The 17738-nt window shown below is 69.1% G+C and carries 14 protein-coding genes; 12 read left to right on the forward strand and 2 right to left on the reverse strand.

Features of this window, described 5'->3' with window-relative positions; genetic code table 11:
* Window positions 1–81 precede the first annotated feature (81 nt).
* The 12 genes from NVU01S_RS34465 (at window position 82) to NVU01S_RS34520 (ending at window position 15929) form a co-directional block, all read left to right on the forward strand.
* Window positions 82–1887, forward strand: coding sequence for a hydroxysqualene dehydroxylase (locus NVU01S_RS34465; protein ID WP_244467353.1), 1806 nt, complete (start codon window positions 82–84; stop codon window positions 1885–1887).
* A gap of 150 nt (window positions 1888–2037) precedes the next feature.
* Window positions 2038–3108, forward strand: coding sequence for a glycosyltransferase family 4 protein (locus NVU01S_RS34470; protein ID WP_043674781.1), 1071 nt, complete (start codon window positions 2038–2040; stop codon window positions 3106–3108).
* Window positions 3105–4286: a glycosyltransferase family 4 protein gene (locus NVU01S_RS34475; RefSeq protein ID WP_043674783.1), complete on the forward strand. Its 1182-nt coding sequence runs from the start codon at window positions 3105–3107 to the stop codon at window positions 4284–4286. The genes NVU01S_RS34470 and NVU01S_RS34475 overlap by 4 nt, the downstream gene beginning before the upstream one ends.
* Window positions 4279–5652: a lipopolysaccharide biosynthesis protein gene (locus NVU01S_RS34480; RefSeq protein ID WP_043674786.1), complete on the forward strand. Its 1374-nt coding sequence runs from the start codon at window positions 4279–4281 to the stop codon at window positions 5650–5652. The genes NVU01S_RS34475 and NVU01S_RS34480 overlap by 8 nt, the downstream gene beginning before the upstream one ends.
* Window positions 5649–6653, forward strand: a complete 1005-nt coding sequence (locus NVU01S_RS34485; protein ID WP_043674789.1) for a CgeB family protein — start codon at window positions 5649–5651, stop codon at window positions 6651–6653. The genes NVU01S_RS34480 and NVU01S_RS34485 overlap by 4 nt, the downstream gene beginning before the upstream one ends.
* Window positions 6654–6665: 12 nt before the next feature.
* The gene (locus NVU01S_RS34490) at window positions 6666–8051 is read left to right on the forward strand and encodes a hypothetical protein (RefSeq protein ID WP_043674791.1); all 1386 of its coding nucleotides are present in this window, start codon (window positions 6666–6668) and stop codon (window positions 8049–8051) included.
* Window positions 8042–9322 (forward strand): protein tyrosine kinase, encoded by a 1281-nt coding sequence (locus tag NVU01S_RS34495; RefSeq protein ID WP_043674795.1) that lies wholly within the window; start codon window positions 8042–8044, stop codon window positions 9320–9322. Before NVU01S_RS34490 ends, NVU01S_RS34495 begins: the two co-directional genes overlap by 10 nt.
* 40 nt (window positions 9323–9362) lie before the next feature.
* Entirely contained in the window at window positions 9363–10730 is a 1368-nt protein-coding gene (locus tag NVU01S_RS34500; RefSeq protein WP_043674798.1) for a right-handed parallel beta-helix repeat-containing protein, read from the forward strand.
* A gap of 5 nt (window positions 10731–10735) precedes the next feature.
* Window positions 10736–12112 carry a GNAT family N-acetyltransferase gene (locus tag NVU01S_RS34505; RefSeq protein ID WP_082032168.1) on the forward strand — a complete coding sequence of 459 codons (1377 nt, stop codon included), beginning with the start codon at window positions 10736–10738 and terminating at the stop codon, window positions 12110–12112.
* A 48-nt stretch (window positions 12113–12160) separates the two neighbouring features.
* Window positions 12161–13111 carry an SDR family NAD(P)-dependent oxidoreductase gene (locus NVU01S_RS34510; RefSeq protein WP_244467354.1) on the forward strand — a complete coding sequence of 317 codons (951 nt, stop codon included), beginning with the start codon at window positions 12161–12163 and terminating at the stop codon, window positions 13109–13111.
* A 171-nt stretch (window positions 13112–13282) separates the two neighbouring features.
* Complete coding sequence (locus tag NVU01S_RS34515) at window positions 13283–14653, forward strand: glutamate-1-semialdehyde 2,1-aminomutase (protein ID WP_043674903.1); 1371 nt, start codon at window positions 13283–13285, stop codon at window positions 14651–14653.
* Between the two features lie 166 nt (window positions 14654–14819).
* Complete coding sequence (locus NVU01S_RS34520) at window positions 14820–15929, forward strand: glycosyltransferase (RefSeq protein WP_043674803.1); 1110 nt, start codon at window positions 14820–14822, stop codon at window positions 15927–15929.
* A gap of 3 nt (window positions 15930–15932) precedes the next feature.
* Here NVU01S_RS34520 and NVU01S_RS34525 read toward each other — a convergent pair whose 3' ends face one another.
* Together NVU01S_RS34525 and NVU01S_RS34530 are read right to left on the reverse strand one after the other, a co-directional pair.
* Complete coding sequence (locus NVU01S_RS34525; RefSeq protein ID WP_043674806.1) at window positions 15933–16409, reverse strand: hypothetical protein; 477 nt, start codon at window positions 16407–16409, stop codon at window positions 15933–15935.
* A 134-nt stretch (window positions 16410–16543) separates the two neighbouring features.
* Complete coding sequence (locus NVU01S_RS34530; protein ID WP_244467355.1) at window positions 16544–17602, reverse strand: endonuclease/exonuclease/phosphatase family protein; 1059 nt, start codon at window positions 17600–17602, stop codon at window positions 16544–16546.
* Between the last annotated feature and the right edge of the window lie 136 nt (window positions 17603–17738).

The following is a 17738-nucleotide window of genomic DNA, read 5'->3' on the forward strand; positions in this document are numbered from 1 at the left end:
CTACGCATTGTCTCCCATCGCGCGCGGCCATCTGCTAAAGATGACTATCACAATAGTCAGTTTTGCGAACGGGGTCGGGCAGTGACACCTCACCAACGGAACAGCGCGGTCAGCAGGCGTTCGGTCTTACGTGGCGCGGCGGGTCTGGCCGGTGCGGCCGGTTTGGCGGCGAGCGCGGGCACCGCGGCAGCGCGGGCGCCACGCCGGCGAAACGGGCCCGCGCGCAACACGGTCGCGGTGCTCGGCGCCGGCATCGGCGGACTCACCGCGGCCCACGAATTGGCCGAGCGGGGTTTCGAGGTGACCGTCTTCGACCGCAAAGAACTCGGCGGGAAATCCCGCACCATCCCGCTGCCCGGCACCGGGATCGGCGGCCGGGCCCCACTGCCGGGTGAGCACGGAGCGCGCGGGTTCACCTCGTTCTATCACAACGTGCACGACACGATGCGCCGCATTCCGCTGCCCGGCACCCGGAACTCCGTCTACGACAACCTGATTCCGTTCTCGGTCAACGATCCCCGCTACCCCAGAGCGGGCAATCTCCCCGACGGCTTCCCGCTGATGTTCGGCTTCTACTTCGACCCGCGCCAAGCGCTCACCCCGGAAGGGTTGCAGCGCATCTTGATCGAAGTGTTCATGAAGAACAACCTCATTCCGCTGCCCGAGGCGATCCACATGGCCGGGCGGGTCATCACCTATCTCACCTCCAGCGAGGAGCGTCGCTTCGCGCAGTGGGAACACCTCAGCTGGTGGGACTATGTCGGTGCGGCACAGCGATCCGCGCAGTTCCAGGCCCTCGCCGCAACGGGTTTGACCCGCGCACTGGTGGCGGCGAAGGAGTATGTCGCGAGCACCCGGACCATGGGCAACATGATGGAGAGCTTCTTCATCGCCCTGCTGCAGGAACTCGCCGGCGGCCCGAAGGTCTATCAGGTGCTCAACGGCCCGACCAACGAAGCGTGGCTGGACCCGTGGATCTCGTTGCTGAGCGAGCTGGGCGTGCGGTTCCTGCCCGGGCACGCCCGGGACGGCTTCGAGGTCGCGAGCGGTGAGATCGGCGGCGCGCGGATCCGCAGACCGGACGGCTCGACCACGCTGCACCGAGCCGACTGGTATGTCTGTGCGGTGCCGACGGATCGGGCGCAGCGGCTGTGGTCACCCGAGATGCGCAGTCTCGAACCGAGTTTGGCGCGCATGGACGAACTGACCGTCGACTGGATGACCGGCATGCAGATGTTCGTCAGCGAGAAACTGGAGCTCGGCGCGGGCTACAACATCTATCTCGACGCCCCCTGGCGACTGACCTCGTACACGCAGCGCGCGTTCTGGGATGTCGACTACGCCGCGAAATACGGCGACGGCAGGGTCCTCGACGGTCTCACCATCGATATCGCCGACTGGGATACCCCCGGCATCCTGTACGGCAAAACCGCCAAACACTGCACCCGCGAAGAGATCTACCAGGAGACCTGGGCTCAGCTCACCGGCGCGCTCAACGACGACGGGCGCGTCCAGCTGAAGGACGGCATCGTGCGCGACTGGCAGCTCGATCCCGGTATCAGCTGGCAGGACGGGCAGAACCACAACGACGAGCCATTGCTGGTCAACACCGTCGGCTCCTGGGCCGCCCGGCCCACCGCGCACACCAGGATCCCCAACCTGTTCCTCGCCGCCGACTATGTCCAGACCAACTTCGATCTCGCCACCATGGAGGGCGCCAACGAGGCGGCACGCACCGCGGTGAACGCCTTGCTCGACGCGGCAGGCTCCCCCGCCGCCCGCGCCCAGTTGTTCACCCGCGCCGCGATACCCGCGTTCGAACCGCTGCGCCAGATGGACGCCGCGCGCCTGCGCGCCGGGCAACCGAACCTTTTCGATCTGGGTTGACGAATTGTTGCTCGCCGACTGGCCGACCAGAAGGCCGCCGGTCCCCTAGACTGCTGCGGGAGAGGCGAGTTCACCGACAGCGACTCGTCCCGCCATCACCGCCAGTAGGGGGCATGGGTGACGGGAAGTTCCGGGATAGTTCGGGTCCACATGACGGGATCGGAGTGGTTCACGTCCGCGCCCGGCGGGCTCAATCGGTACTTCACGGAGCTGTTCCACGCCCTCGCGCGGCAACCGGAGCTCGCGGTGTCCGCGGCCGCCTTCGGCACGGCCGCGCCGGCCGCCGTGAACGCCCGATCCTGGGGCGGCACAGGCGGTTCCACGCTGCACCGGACACGCACCGCGCTGCTCGACCGGTCCGGCCTGGACCGCGGCACGGTGCTGGACCGCCACTTCTGTCTGTACGGACCGGTCGCCTTGACTCGACGGGGCCGCGTACCGCTGGTCGTCCACTTCCACGGCCCGTGGGCGGCGGAGAGCCGGATGACCGGACAGCACCCCGCGGCCGTGCGCGCCAAGTATCTGCTCGAACGGCTCCGATACCTCGGCGCGGACCGATTCGTGGTGCTGTCCAACCACTTTCGTGAGGTACTACATACCGACTACCGGGTTTCCCCCGATCGGGTCGCGGTCATCGCGCCCGGTGTCGACCTCGATCGTTTCCAGCCCACCCCGGTCCCCGCCGACACTCCGACGCGCACGGTGCTGTGCGTGCGCAGGCTCGAACGCCGGATGGGCATCGACACGCTGCTGCGCGCGTGGCCCGCCGTCCTCGCCGACCATCCGGACGCCCGGCTCGTGCTCGTCGGCACCGGCACGGCGGAGGACGAACTCCGTTCCGCGGCAGCGACTCTGCGCGATACCGTCCAGTTCGCCGGACACGTCGACGACCAACGGCTGACCGAACTGTACGAACTCGCAACACTGACGGTGGTGCCCACCACCGCCCTCGAGGGTTTCGGGCTGATCGCGCTGGAATCGCTCGCGGCGGGGCGCGCGCCGATCGTGACCGACTGTGGCGGACTGCCGGATTCGGTGCACGGCCTCGATCCGTCCCTGATCGTGCCCGCGGGCGACGCCGAAGCCCTCGCCGCGCGGCTGGTCGGCGCACTACACGGCGACCTGCCCGGCCCGGAGCAATGCCGGGCGCACGCCGAGACGTTCTCCTGGGATGTCACGGCACAGCGGCACCTCGCGCTGTACCGGGAGGTCAGCCGATGACCAAGGCCCTGTTCCTCGCACACACCGCGGCGCCGTCGGGCGCCGAATTGGCCACGCTGCGCCTGTTGTCCGCGCTGCGGGACCTCGGTCGTGCCGATATCGCCATGGTGTATACGGAAGACGGTCCGATGGTCGAGCGCATGCGCGCACGCGGGGTCGAAACCCTGCTGCTGCGTGGTCGTTTCGAGAGCAGGGCGATGACCATCGGCGCGGCGCCGATACGACTCGTCGCCGGTTTCGCGGCGCTGCTGCGACTGGGCTGGACGGTCGGCGGCGCCGCACGGCGGCTCGGTGCCCGAGTGCTCGTCGCGGAGAGCAGCAAGGCCCTCGTGATGGGGATCGTCGCAGCGCGCCGCGCCCGCGTTCCGCTGGTCTGGCAGGTACACGACCGGATCGCCGCCGACTACTTCGGCCGGCTGCCGACGCTGGTGCTGCGCCTGCTGGGCCGCTGGTGCTGCGCCGGTTACCTCGCCAACAGCCGCAGCACGCTCGACACCTTGCCGGTCGGGCGCAAACCCGCGCTCGTCGCCTACCCCGGCGTCGAACCCGCCCTCGGCACAACGCGTTGCGCGCAGCGCCCGCCCGCCGAGACGGTGGTCGCCGTGCTCGGCCGGCTTGCCCCGTGGAAAGGCCAGGACGTGCTGTTGCGGGCCCTGGCGGCGACCAAGACGCGTCCACACCGGGTCTACCTGATCGGCGGCACTTTCTTCGACGAGCAGACCTATCGCACCGAGCTGGAACGGCTCGCCCGAGACCTCGCACTACCGGTCACCTTCACCGGCCACGTCGACGATCCGGGCGAATACCTCTGCGACACAGACATCCTCGTGCATTGTTCGGTCCTGCCGGAGCCGTTCGGTCAGGTGATCGTCGAAGGCATGCAGGCGGGCTGCGCCGTGATCGCCGCCCGGCCGGGCGGTCCCGCGGAAATCATCACGCCGGAGGTCGACGGCCTGCTCGTCGACGGCGGGTCCGCGCACCAGCTCACCGCGGCCCTGGACACCCTCATCGCCGACCCCGCGCTACGTACTCGGCTCGCCGACGCGGGGCGGCTGCGCGCCGCGGACTTCGGCAGCGCCGGCACGGCCCGCGCGGTCGCCGCCTTCCTCGATGACATCGCACAACGCAACGACGCCGCGGGCACCCCCTCTTCCCCGGAGCGAACCCCGTATGGCTGAACACGCCGCGCCGAACGCCCCCGACCGGTCGTCCTCCGGCGGCGGCTCGCATCGTCGTAATCCCCGGCCGCGCCACGGCTTTCTCGCGATCATCCGCGATATCGGTTACGTCAGCTTCGGAAAATACGGGCAGTACGTCGTCACCATCGTCACCGTGCCGCTGATCGCCCGGGTACTCGGCACCCATGGTCTCGGCCTGCTCGCGATCGGCATGTCCGCGTACTTCATCGGCTCGCTGCTGGTCGATCTCGGTATCACCTCGTACCTGGCGGCACGGGTGCACGACGCCAACTCCCCCGGACTCGGCAGCGACCGGTTTCGGCACGTCAACCAGCTTCGCGGCGACTATCTGGCGATCCGGGCGGGCACGCTGGGCGTGCTCGGTGCCGCACTGTTGCTCAGCTATGCCGTCGGTGCGCCGGAACATCTGGAGATGATCCTGCTCGGCTTGTTCGCCGGCGGCTTCTGGTCGGTCTCCGAGGACTGGCTGCTGATCGGTCAGGGCCGCTTCGGCGCCTCGACGGCCTATCAGGCGGTCGGCCGCATCGGCTATCTCGTGCTGCTCGTCGCCGTGCTGCCCCGGATGCCGAGCGCACAGGTCGCGCTGCTGTGCCTGCTCGTGTCGTCGGTGCCGACCGTCGCACTGACCTGGTGGGATTCGCTGCGCACCTTCGGGCGCCCGGCCCGCCCGCGCGGTATCCGAGCCGTGTTACGCACCGGCGCAACGGTTTTCACTTCGCGACTACTGGTCACGTCGTACGGTCAGGGCGCGGCGGCGGTGTATTCCGCGGTGCTCGACGCGGTGTCGCTCGGCCTCTATTCCGCCGGGGACCGACTGGTCCGGGCGATCCAATCCACCTTGGATCCCATCGGTTTCGCGCTGCTCCCGCGCATGGCACGCAAGAGCGCCGACGACAACTTCTGGCGCCACGCCATGCAGGCGCTGCTCGCCTGCGTCTGCACCGCGACCGTGGCCGCCGCCGCGGTGTGGCTGGCCGCACCGATGTTGATCCACCTGGTGTTCGGTCAGGATTTCACGGCCGCCATCGGACTGTTGCGGGTGGAGACCTTCGTGCTCCCGGCCACCGCGATCACCTCGTTCGTCACCACGGCCGTGCTGCCGGTGCGCCAGGACACCACCGGTGTGCTGATCGGAGCGGTGCTCGGCACCGCCGTAGCGGCCACCGCACTCGCCATCGCGTTTCGCACCCACTCGGTGTGGACGCTGGTCTACGGCACCGTCGTCGTCGAATTCACCGTCGCCGCCTGGTATCTGCTGCGCATCCGGACCCTCATCCACCGCGAGCGGGTAACGACCGCCGACGGTCCCGCGATTGTGCTGATGCGGGAGGAGGGCGGGTCATGAGAATTCTCTACCTCGGCGACGACTGGGTCGGCAGCAACGCCCGCTCGCTGGCGGACGGCTTCCGGCAGGCCGGGCACGACGTCGTCGTCCTCGACACCACCCGGGTCACGTTGCCGCGCAGGCTTTCTCCCCCGTGGATCTACGCCAAGCTGCAGCACCGCCGGGCGCCGTGGGATATCGCCGCGCTGCACGACGAGATCGACCGCGCCGCCGCGGCACTACGCCCGGATCTGGTCTTCGTTTTCAAGGGCATCCATCTCGACCAGCGCAGGCTGCTCGACGTTCCCGCGCCCGTGCACGTGCACTACAGCCCGGACGACGTCGCGAACCCGGCGAACATCAGCCCGGAATACCTTGCCCACGAGCATGAATGGGATCACGTGCTCACCACGAAGCGGCACAATGTGGCGGAGCTGCGCACGCGTGGCGCCCGCGGTGTCGTCTTCGTGCGCAGCGCCTACGACCCGGCCTGGCATCACCCGACCGCGCGGCGCGGCACCCGGCAGTTCCTCGTGGGTTTCATCGGGGTGTGCCGGCCCGACCGCCGCGCCGATCTGGTCGCCCTCGCCCGTACGCACGGCGCCCGAATGCTGGTGCGGGGGCCCGGCTGGCGGCGGGTGCCCGAATTGCACACCACCGGCGCGGTGGTCGGCGGCGCCGTGTACGGCCAGCGGTACTCCGAAATCGTCGCGAGCATCACCGCCAATCTGGTTCTGCTGAACTCCGGCAACCGCGATACCCACACCTGCCGCACCTTCGAAGTCCCCGCGGCCGGTGGGCTTTTCGTCGGCGAACGCACCGACGAACACGCGGAGCTGCTGACCGACACCAGCGAATGCTTCCTGTTCTCCGACACCGGCGAACTGCGCGAGATCCTCGACTGGTGCGCGGCCCACCCCGACAAGGCGGCCGCGGTCGCCGCGGCGGGACACCAGCGGATCGTCGACGGTCACCATCGCTACGTCGACCGGGCCAGGGAGATCATCGATGCGATCGCGTGAACCGGCGCCGTCGTGACCGCCACCACCGAGGTGCTGCTGATCGCCCTCGCCCTGCTCACGATCGTGGTCGCGGCCACGGCGATTCCCGGGGTGGCGCGGGTCTTCCTGATCGCGCAGGCGGCATTCTGGTCGTTGTCGTATCTAGGGCGGCCGCTGGTGCTGCTGCGGGTGCAGCCCGAGCCGCACTACGGCGACAACGTGCCTGATCCCCGCCTGGCCGAGTTCGGGTACGACCGCGGCATCGCGCTGGTGCTCGAACACGTCGTGTTCGGCCTCTGGATCTACGCGGGACTCGTTGTCGCCTACGCCCTTTGGGCACGTCGCCAGCCACCGCCGCAACAGCCGGCGCTGACCCGGGACCCCGACTTCGTGCCGACCCTCGCCGCCATGTACGGCGTCGGGCTGTGCGGCCGGGCCGCCTCGGTCGCCACCGGATCCATCGGCGGCGCAGGCGATGTCGACAGCGCCAATCCGATCCTGTCCTTCGTCGCCATCCTCGCCACCATCGCCGCGCTCGGCCTGATCATCTTCATCCGACCGGCGCAACCGAAGACCACCGCGCTGATCATCGGCGGCCTGCTGCTCGGTGAACTCGCCTGGACCGCGGTCGTCGAATCGAAAACGCCGATCATCGGTGCGGCACTGGCGATCGCGATCCGCTTCGCCCTCCTCGGCTGGACCAAGACCAAAGCGTTCTCCGTCGCGGCCATCGGGGTGCTGGGCATCGGCGGGTTCGGCTGGCTGCAGTCGTTGAAACAGACCGAGGTGGCCAAAGCCGAAGCGGCGGTGATCGATTCGGGTTACCCGCCGCTGGTGCAGCCGTTCCTCAGCATCCTGCGCCGGTTCGACCTGCTGGAGGCGGCCACCGACGCCTACTTCCACGGGCCCGGTCTGTGGCTCACCCCCACCGAGGCACTGCGCCACGCCACCACGAGCTTGATCCCGGGTCAGTTGCTCGGCAGCCAGAAGTTCCAGTCCGGCACGGCGTGGGCGCAGGACGTACGCGGCGCTTCGGTCGACATGACCAAGGTGTCGGTATCGCTGGCCGAAGGCAATGTCAACGAGGGCTACGTGCTCGGCGGCTACGCCGGGGTGCTCGTCTGCGCGGTGTTCACCTTCGCGCTGCTGATCGCCTGGGCCAGAGCGTTGCACTCGCGCTTGTTTCCGATCGTGGTCCTCGGGCTGGCCATGACCGGCGCCTCCGCGCTGTTCGAGCGCGGAATCCTCGGCAGCATGGAGAATCTCGGCAAATTTCTCCAGGCGGCCGTGCTCGCGTGGCTCATCTCGCTGCTGGTGCGTGCGTACCGGCGCCGAGCCGCACCGGTTCCGCCGCGCGCGGAACCAGACCTTGTCGGGGCTGTCCCTCTTACCGAGAAAGCGTCCACCCCATGGGATTGATCGACTATTGGCATATCGCGCGCCGCCGCTGGGTCATCATCGTCGCGGCGGTGGTGGTGTGCCTGGCCGCGGCGGCCGGCTACGCGAGCACGCTGCCGACCACCTACCTCGCCGCCAGCAGCATGTACGTGTCGATGGCGACCGGAACCTCGGTCAACGACTCGTACCAGGGTGGCCTGGCCGCCCAGCAGCGCGTCCGCTCATACCTGGACCTGGCCACCAGCGCGACCGTCGCCAAGCGGGTCATCGACGACCTCGGACTACAGCTGTCGGTCGGCGAGGTGCAGAGCAAGATCAAGGCGTTCTCCCCGCCCGCGACCACCAACCTGGTCATCACCGTCGAGTCCGGCACCGCGGAGGGCGCGCGCGATCTGGCCAATTCGGTGGTGGCCCAATTCCGCAGGCTCGTCGACGAATTGGAGACGATCGAGCGGGACGCGGCACCGGCGGCGCGGGTCGCGGTGGTCGACCGTGCCGAACTGCCGACCGCGCCGAGCGGACCGCAGACGAAACGCCTCCTGGTGCTGGGCATGCTCGCCGGGCTCGCGCTCGGCTGTGCGGGCGCCTTCGTCCGGGACCGCACCGATCGCACCCTGCGCACATCCAATGATCTCGAAGCGCTGCTACCCGTGCCGATCCTGGGGATCATCGACGCCGGCCGGCCCGGCGCGCCCGACGAGACCCGGCGACTGCGCACCCGGCTGCTGCGCGAAAACGAGGCCGGGAGCGTGCAGTTCACCAGCCTGTCGTCCCGGTCGGAACCGGAAGTGGCGGCGGCCCTGGCGAAATCGCTGGCCGACACCGGCAGCAGCGTGCTGCTGATCGACGCGGACACCTCCGGCAACGGCAGCTCCGGCACGGTCCCGGCAGCGAAACTCGGCCTGGCCGAGGTGCTGCGCGACGGCACCCCGGTGTCCGACGCAGTCACCGCGCTGCCCGATACCGGCGTCACGGTGCTGCCGCTGGGCGACGCCGACGCGCAGACCCCCGACCTGCTCGCCTCGGAGCGCTTCGTCTCGGTCGTCGCGAAGCTGCGCACCGAATACGACCACCTCATCGTGCAGACCGCACCGGTGACCCAGGCCGCCGACGCCATCGCGCTCGCACCGCTCTGCGGGCGGACCATCGCCGTCGTCCCGCTCGGCAGCACCACCGCGCCGCAATTGCGCGGTGCGCTGGCCACTTTCGGCGACAACAAGCTGACCGGCGCGGTAGCGTACAGCAAGCCGGGCAACCGGCTGCAGCGGCTCGGCGACAGGCTGCGGCTATGAATGGGCGCATGACGGATCCCAGCGTTGGCGAGGCAGGGTCATGAGCAAAGAAGCAGTCGGTCGACGGGGTGTGTTGGCGGCCGCATTCGGGGCGGTCGGCGCGGTGCCGGTATTGGCCGCGTGCAGCAGCACACCCGAGGTGGGTCCGCCCACGATCGAATTCCGTTCGCCGCACGTCACCGACGCACCCGCGGCGCGCAACGTCCGCGACTTCGGCGCCGTCGGTGACGGTCTCGCCGACGATACGGCCGCCATCGCGGCGGCGGCCGCCGTCACGGACAAACCGCTCGTCATGTATCTACCCGCGGGCCACTACCGGGTGACGGCGTGGCCCGAATTGAGTGACTACGCCACGGTTCTCGGTGATGGCGCCGACGTGACGGTGATCAGTTGCGAGACCGACACGACGCTCATCCACCTGCATCAGCGCAACCGGGTGCGGTTCGCCCGGATCGGCTTCTATCTGGCCGGACCCAAGGCGACCGGGATCGTGCTGTCGGAATGCTTTCGGTGCTCGTTCGATTCGGTGGTGATCCGCGGCAATCACCTCAGCGACAACCATCCGCGCTACCTGGCGCAGCGTGGCGTGGTGCTGGAGGGCAATACCGGCGGCACCTCGTTCGTCAACTGCGACATCAACAATTTCGGCTACGGCATCGTCACGTCCTGCATCCAGAACTACGTCACCTCGTCCAAACTCACCAGCAACTTCATCGGCGTGCTCGGCACCGGTAACGATCACAACGCCGGATTGGCGCTCACCAACGTCGAATTCGTGTCCGACGCCGATCCGCGTACCACCGATCGGCACATCCGCGTCGACGGTGCGGCCAACGACTGGTGGCTGACCAATGTCTGGTTCGAGGGCGCCGAGGTCGCGCTGTCCATCGGGCACGCCGACCGGGGCGGGCCCGCCCAGTTCGGCATGATCAACTGCAAGGTGGCGGCGCGCAGCGTCGGGCTCGACCTGATCTATTGCCGCCAGCCGTATCTCGCCAACGTGCAGTTCGACAGGGATCTGGACCGGCCGCCGACCGAGCTACGGATCGATCCCGCAGGCTGCCCCGAGGGCACCGCGGTGAACCTGATCTCCACCGCCGCGGACGATCTCAACCCTGCGGTGTTCCCCGACCGCTGGCATGTGCTGGGGCGCACCAGCATGCACACCCCGGCCTTCACCGGCACGGTCGTGATCAAGGCCGGACGCAGCGACGCCGACGTCTTACAGACGCAGACCGCCGACGGCTCCGTGCGCGCAGCCGTCCTGGGAAGCGGAACTTGGCTCTCCGAGCACAGCGAAGGAGGTCTCGTGCTCAAAGACGCGTCCGGGACATACTGGCGGGTGTCCATCTCCACCGAGGGCGCCCTGAAGACCATGTCCTTGGGTAAACAGCGGCCGCGCGAGTAGCCGCCATGACCCGACCGAAATCGTTGGCGCGCAGCAGACTCGGGCCGGTGCCGTTGCGTGGCAGTACGGTCGTGCTGCGCCCGCCCCGGCTCGCCGACTACCCGTACTGGCGGCACATCCGGCTACGCGACCGGCGGCATATCGAGCCGTTCTGGTACAGCTCGGCGCTGGACTGGGACGCACGGCACTGCGGAACCCATTGGGTACGTGAATGTCTCATGATCCGCGCGGAGGCCAGGGCCGGTCGCCGGCTGGCCACCGTCATCGAGGTCGACGGGCGGTTCGCCGGACAGATCGAGCTCGGCACGATCGACACCGCGACCGGCGCCGCGGAAATGGGCATTTGGGTCGACGCCACGGTGGCCCGGCACGGTATCGGCGGGCTGGCGGCGGCCATGCTGCTGGACCACGGCTTCACGAGGCTCGGGCTGCAGCGGATCACCGCGCCGATCTCACCGGCCAACGTCGCCGCCGCGCATGGCGCGGCCGGGGTCGGTTTCCGCCGGGAAGCGTTGATGGGCAGGTACTTCGACGTGGGCGGGGCGCGCCGGGATCACGAACTCTGGGCGGTCACGGCGGGCGATCGCCCGCCGGACGGGTTCACCGGGCACTGGCTCGCGCGTCACCACACGCCCGGCGCCGCACCGCTGCCCGCACCCGCCGATCCGGTGCCGCCGGGGCTGCCTAAACTCGCCATGGTGATCGCGGGCGCACGCTTCTACGTGGGGCGCGCGGTGCACCTGTTCGATCCGCTCGGCACACCGCCGCCGATCCGGCTCGCCGACCCGGACCATCCGGAGGTCGTCCTCCGGACCCGCAAGCCCACCGACTGGCGGCGCTGGCGGGCCGCGCGGTCGCGCTGCCGGGCCGCGCTGGATCCCGACGCGTCGGCGCCCGAGCCGACCTGGGCCGCACAGCACACCAGGTGGCACTGGGTACGGCAGTACCTGCGTACCCGAGCCGGGCTCCGCTCGGCGGGTGGCCTGGTCCTCGCGATCGAGGTGGACGGCGGGTACGTCGGCGAGGCCCGGCTGTTCGATCGGGACATGTTCGACCGCAACGCCCGCATGTTCGTCTGGGCCGATCCGGCGTACGCCGAGCACGTCCGCGTCGCGGCCACGAGGGGGCTGCTCACGCTCGCCTTCGGACCGCTCGGTCTGTGTCGGGTCGCGACCACCATCGCGCCGGGCGATCAGGTCGCCGCCGAGATCGCCGCCCGGGTCGGCATGGCGCACGAAGGACAGATGCGCGATTCGGTGGACGCCACCGGCCGCCGCGCCGATCACGACCTCTGGGCGATCACCACGCCCAGCCCACCGGAACACAGCTCGGCACCGTCCCTGTCCACCGATCCGTCACCCCGAAGCTCCGGGAAACAGTGAGCGCGACGATCGACCTATAGGCGCTCGATCGAGCCCTTCGGGGCCGGATTGGGCACGCGGACAATCTTTTCACCGATCTCCGCCAACCCCCCAATTAGAAAGCGATCGTTCTCTACCATGACCTCGGTGAAGCCGAGAACGAGTGGAACACGTTGGCTACAAGGCAAAGTCGCGGTGGTGACCGGCGCGAGCTCCGGCATCGGCGCGGCCACCGCCGTGGCGCTCGCGCGCGACGGCGCCGGCCTGGCGTTGGCCGATATCGACGAAACCGGGATGCGAGCGACCGCCGATCGCATCGCCGAACTGGGCGGCGAGGTGAGCACGCATATCGTCGACGTCGGGAACCGGGACGCGATCTACGCCTTCGCCGCAGCGGTCGAACAGCGTTGGGGCCGCGCGGATATCGTGGTCAACAATGCCGGTGTCGCGGTGCTCGGCGACGGTGTCACGGTCAGCGACGAGAGCCTGCGCTGGATCGTGGACATCAATTTCTGGGGCGTCGTGCACGGCACCCGGGCGTTCCACCCGCTGGTCGAACGCTCCGCCGGCGGGACCATCGTGAACGTCTCCAGCGTGTTCGGCCTGCTCGGCATGCCGTGCCAATCCGCATACAGTGCCACCAAATTCGCGGTGCGCGGGTTCACCGAATCGGTGCGGATGGAACTGCGCCTCGCCGGATCGCCGGTGCGGGTGCTGACCGTGCACCCCGGTGGGATCCGCACGAATATCGCGCGCTCCACCAGATTCGACGGTACCGGCATCGCCCGCGCCGAGACCCCCGAGGCCAATGTCGCGACGTTCGACCGGCTCGCGCGGCTCACCCCGGAGCAGGCGGGCGCCGCGATCGTCAAGGGAATCCGAGGCAACAAGGCGAAGATTCGCATCGGCACCGATGCGATCGTCATGGATATCGTCCAGCGTCTGTTCCCCGTGGGCTACCAGCGCATCATGCTGACCGTGATCCGACTCGGCCTGCCCAGAACCAGCCGAAGCCGCTGACAGGCAACAGGACTCCCGTTCGGACACACCGACCGGCCGCTTTGTGGCGTGCGCGGCACTGCCGTCGTTGCCCGGACAAGCCCGGCGGCGCGGACGTACAGTGAGGCGCAGCACCCGTCGCGTACCGGAGGATTCGCACGGGTCAGTGTGCCGAACCGCGGGGAGATCAACATGGCGTCCGATCCCGAGCAGCCGGCGACGCCGCACGCCCGGTTCGCCCGGAGCAACGAACTCCAGGCGCGGCTGCACGAACTCGTCCCGGGTGGTGCGCACACCTACGCCAGGGGCGCGGACCAGTATCCCGAACAGATGGCCCCGGTGCTGGTGCGCGGCAACGGCTGCCGCGTGTGGGACGCCGACGGCAACTGCTATGTCGAATACGGCATGGGATTGCGCTCGGTCACCCTCGGGCACGGATTCGCACCGGTGCTCGACGCCGTGCGCGCCGCGATCGCCGACGGGGTCAGCTTCAGCAGGCCGACCGAGCTGGAACTGCTGGCCGCACAGGACTTCCTCGCTCTCGTGCCGGGCGCCGACATGGTGAAGTTCGCCAAGAACGGCTCCGACGCGACCACCGCCGCGGTGCGGCTCGCCCGCGCCGCCACCGGCCGGACCGCGCTGGCCGTCTGCGATCAACCGTTCTTCTCGGTCGACGACTGGTTCATCGGCACCACCGCGATGAGCAACGGCATCCCCGCCGAGATCGCGGCCGATACCCTGCGTTTCCGCTACAACGATCTCGATTCGCTGGCGGCGGTGCTCGATTCGGGGCGCGTCGCCGCGGTGATCATGGAGGCGGCCACCGCACTGGCCGAGCCCGCGCCGGGCTTCCTGGCAGGCGTGCGCGCCCTCTGCGACCGGCACGGCGCCTTGCTCGTCTTCGACGAGATGATCACCGGGTTCCGCTGGTCGGCCGGTGGCGCGCAAGCGGTCTACGGCGTCCGCCCGGACCTGTCCTGCTGGGGCAAGGCGATGGGCAACGGGTTCCCGCTCTCGGCGCTGGCTGGTAAGCGCGAGTACATGGAACTCGGCGGGCTGCGCACCGACGACGATCGGGTCTTCCTGCTGTCCACCACGCACGGCCCGGAATCGGCGTCGCTCGCCGCCTTTCGTGCGGTGGTGCGGGAGTACCGCGCCGGCGATCCGATCACCCGCATGGAGCGCGCCGGCCGGCGTCTCGCCGACGGGGTCAACCTGATCGCCGCGGATCTCGGCATCGCCGACCACCTTCAGGTACTCGGCCGCCCATCGTGTCTCATCTTCGTCACTCGCGACCCGAGCGGGCGGCCCTCACAGGAGTTCCGCACCTTGTTCCTGCAAGAGCTGCTGCAGCGGGGTGTGCTCGGGCAGTCGTTCGTCACCTCCGCCGCGCATACCGACGGCGATATCGACGAGACCGTCGCGGCCTGCCGCGAAGCCGCGGCGGTGTACCGCAAAGCCATTGAGCAGGGCAGCGTCGACGGCCTGCTCGTCGGCCGTCCGGTCGCGCCGGCCATCCGCCGCCACGCCGCGCCGCGCCGCATTCGACGGGACGACGAATGACGCAGCCGAACAAGGCGATTCGAGCGCCGAAACACCCGCCAGAATGGCATGGCGTGCAACTTTGCAGTCATGGCAGCTCGGCAGTCCGTGCGACCGAGCACGCGACGCACGCCGCGGCGGTGACGCTCAAAGCTCTTGCCGCACCGCAGTTCCCCTGGCCGAACGGATGAGCGGCCCGCGCGTCGCGGTGGTGCACGAACGCTTCACCGAGTTCGGCGGTTCCGAGGCCGTCGTCGGCGAGCTGGCCGAAACCTGGGAGCGCACGGAGGTTTTCGCGCCGATCGTCGATCCGGCGGGCGTGCGGGCACCGCTGACCTCGGTGCACGATACCTGGCTCAGCCGTGCGTATGCCGTCACCGGCCGCCGTTCACACGCTCCGCTGCTGCCCTTCGTACCGCGCGCGCTGCGCCGCCTGCCGCTCGCGCACCGCTTCGATGCCGTCGTCATCAGCCATCACGCGTTCGCCACCCAGGCCGCGTTCGCCGCCGACGTACCGGTCCTCGCCTATGTGCACAGCCCGGCACGCTGGGCGTGGGACAAGGACTTCCGCGCGCGCGAGGCGGGCGGGCCCGCGGGCCGGCTCGCCCTGTCCGCGCTCGGCAGCCTGGCCCGGCACGCCGAATTGCGGGCCGCGCCTCGGCTGTCCCGGATCGTCGCGAATTCCCGCGCCGTCGCCGCGCGGGTGCACGACTGGTGGGGGCTGCCCGCCACGGTCGTCTATCCCCCGGTGCAGATCGACAGCTTCACGCCCGACGCCGCGGTAGCTCGGGAGGACTTCTTCCTGTTCGCGGGCAGACTGGTGCCGTACAAGCGGCCGGATCTGGCCATTCGGGCCGCGCAGCGCGCGGGCCGCAAGCTCGTCGTGCTCGGCGACGGCCGTTTCCGCGCGCAGTTGGAATCCTTGGCCGGGCCGGAGACCACCTTCCTGGGCGCGACCTCACACGAAGTTCTGGTCGACACCTACCGCCGCTGTCGCGCGCTGCTGATGCCGGGCGTCGAGGATTTCGGCATCGTCCCGGTGGAGGCGATGGCCTGCGGCACCCCGGTGCTCGCGGTCGATCGCGGCGGCGCGCTGGACACGGTCCGGCCGGGCATGACCGGCGCGCACGTCGCGCACGGCCCCGACGAGACCGTGATCGACAACCTGGCCGCGGCGATGCGCGACTGTACGCCCACCGCCTACCGGACCGAGGTCATCCGCGCGCATGCGGAAACCTTCTCCCCCACCGCCTTCCGCGCCAATATGGCCGATGCGGTGACAGAACTGCTCGGCTGACTTTCAGGCCAGGCAGGTCGGCGCCGGCGGTTTCGGCGCGTTCCAGTCGTTCACCGTGATCCACTGGAACACCGCGGATCGCCGCTTCATATAACGCAGCAGACCTTCGTTCGTCTCACACAGTTCCTGCAGATTTCCAACCACGTAACTCTCCGTGATCAGGGCCTGGAGTTTTTCGTTGTAGGCCGCTTCGCCCGCGCACATGGCGTTTCGCGTGTCTTTGTCGAATACCGGATTTCCGTAGAGCACACGCCGCGTTTCGGTGTGCACCGGTTTGTCGAAGATCAGCGGGGAAAGCTCCAGCCACTCGCCGATCTCCTGATACCAGCGGTCGTCGTGGTCGGAGCCGTCGCACATGTGCTCGTCGGCTTCGATCGCCACGCCGAAGATCACCGCATCGGCCCGCGCCGCCGGTCCGAGCACCAGCAGCGCGGCACCGAGCGCACAGGTCACCATCGAGGTCGTGCGTGAGAATTTCAAAGACCCGAGCCCTCCAAAATGGTCGTGAACTTTCGACTGCTTCTCGGCTACGCAGTATTACATTCACCAACCGGTCGCTCGGGAAACTCCCGTACACCTCGGTGCGCCGTGTCGAAAAACGGCGCGGTCGTGTTCTAGGTGAGCTGATATGTCGCCAGGACGGCTTTGTGGTCGGTGACCCATTTCTGCGGTGTCGCGAGAAAATTGTCCTGGGTATTCTCCTCCCGCCGGGCATTGCGCACGATCGAGCCGCGCGGTCCCACGATGCCCACGTCGGTGAGCCGCAGCGCGGCGCCCGGCCCGGCGAAGATGTAGTCGATCCGGTCACGTTCGTCGGCCTCGGGCGCCCAGGTGAGCTGCGAGACCGGCGCGTCGGGGTTGCTCGCGGGCCAGGTGAAACCCGGATGCGTCACCGGATCCGGGTAGCGGGAGCGGTACGCGTCGACGAACCCGGCCTGCTGTAGTCGGCGGGTGCTCTCCCACGGCAGCACCACACCGTTGTGGTCGAACAGATTCGCCGCCGCTGGCGTCCAGTCCAGCGCGGACGGTTCGTTGAAATCGCCCCCCATGAGCACCGAACTGCCCGCCGCCGCTTCGGTTTTCGCGTCCTCGAGGAAGGCGCCGATCGCTTCGGGTCGCCCGGAGGCGACGTTCACCCGCTGCACCGCGGCGGGATCGGTCACCGGCCCGCCCGGCAGCTTGTTCCAGCCGAATTCGGAGTACTCCCCCGGCGCGGGCACGCCGGCGCCGTAACCGCGCGGCAGATAGGTGGCGTACCAGCGATATTCGAGGTGCGCGGCGTAGGCGGTGATCCGCTTGCCCCCGACGCTCAACCGAGCCTTGACCATCCAGCCCAGGTCCGCGCTCTCCTCGACCGGGAACGCCGAGAGCACACCGGTATCGCCCGAGGCGACCGCCTCGAATTTCTGGCCCTTCTGCTCCAGCGCCGCCGCGATCGCCTTCGTCGCCTTGTTCGCCTCCGACAGCAGCACCACCGAGGCACGCGTATCGATGATCAGATCGGCCACCAGGGCGATCCCATCGGGGATCTTGCTCGCGCCCATCCAGATATTGATCGCGAGCACCCGGATCTCGTCGGCCGCGGGCGCTGCGGTGGCCAGCGGCATCGCCGCGCCGACGGCCAGCGCACCGCCCGCCGCACCGAACAGTTTCATCGCATCGCGTCGTGTCATCGAACTCGTCATGGTGACCATCACTCCGATCGTGTGCACAGCGGGACAGGGGTGTTCATCTCCTGGCTATCCACCCAATCGGAATATCCCGTGAACTCGGCGAGATCGCCGAGCGAACAGCGACGGCGGCACGCGC

The sequence above is a fragment of the Nocardia vulneris genome (assembly GCF_001613425.1).
Taxonomy (GTDB): domain Bacteria; phylum Actinomycetota; class Actinomycetes; order Mycobacteriales; family Mycobacteriaceae; genus Nocardia; species Nocardia vulneris.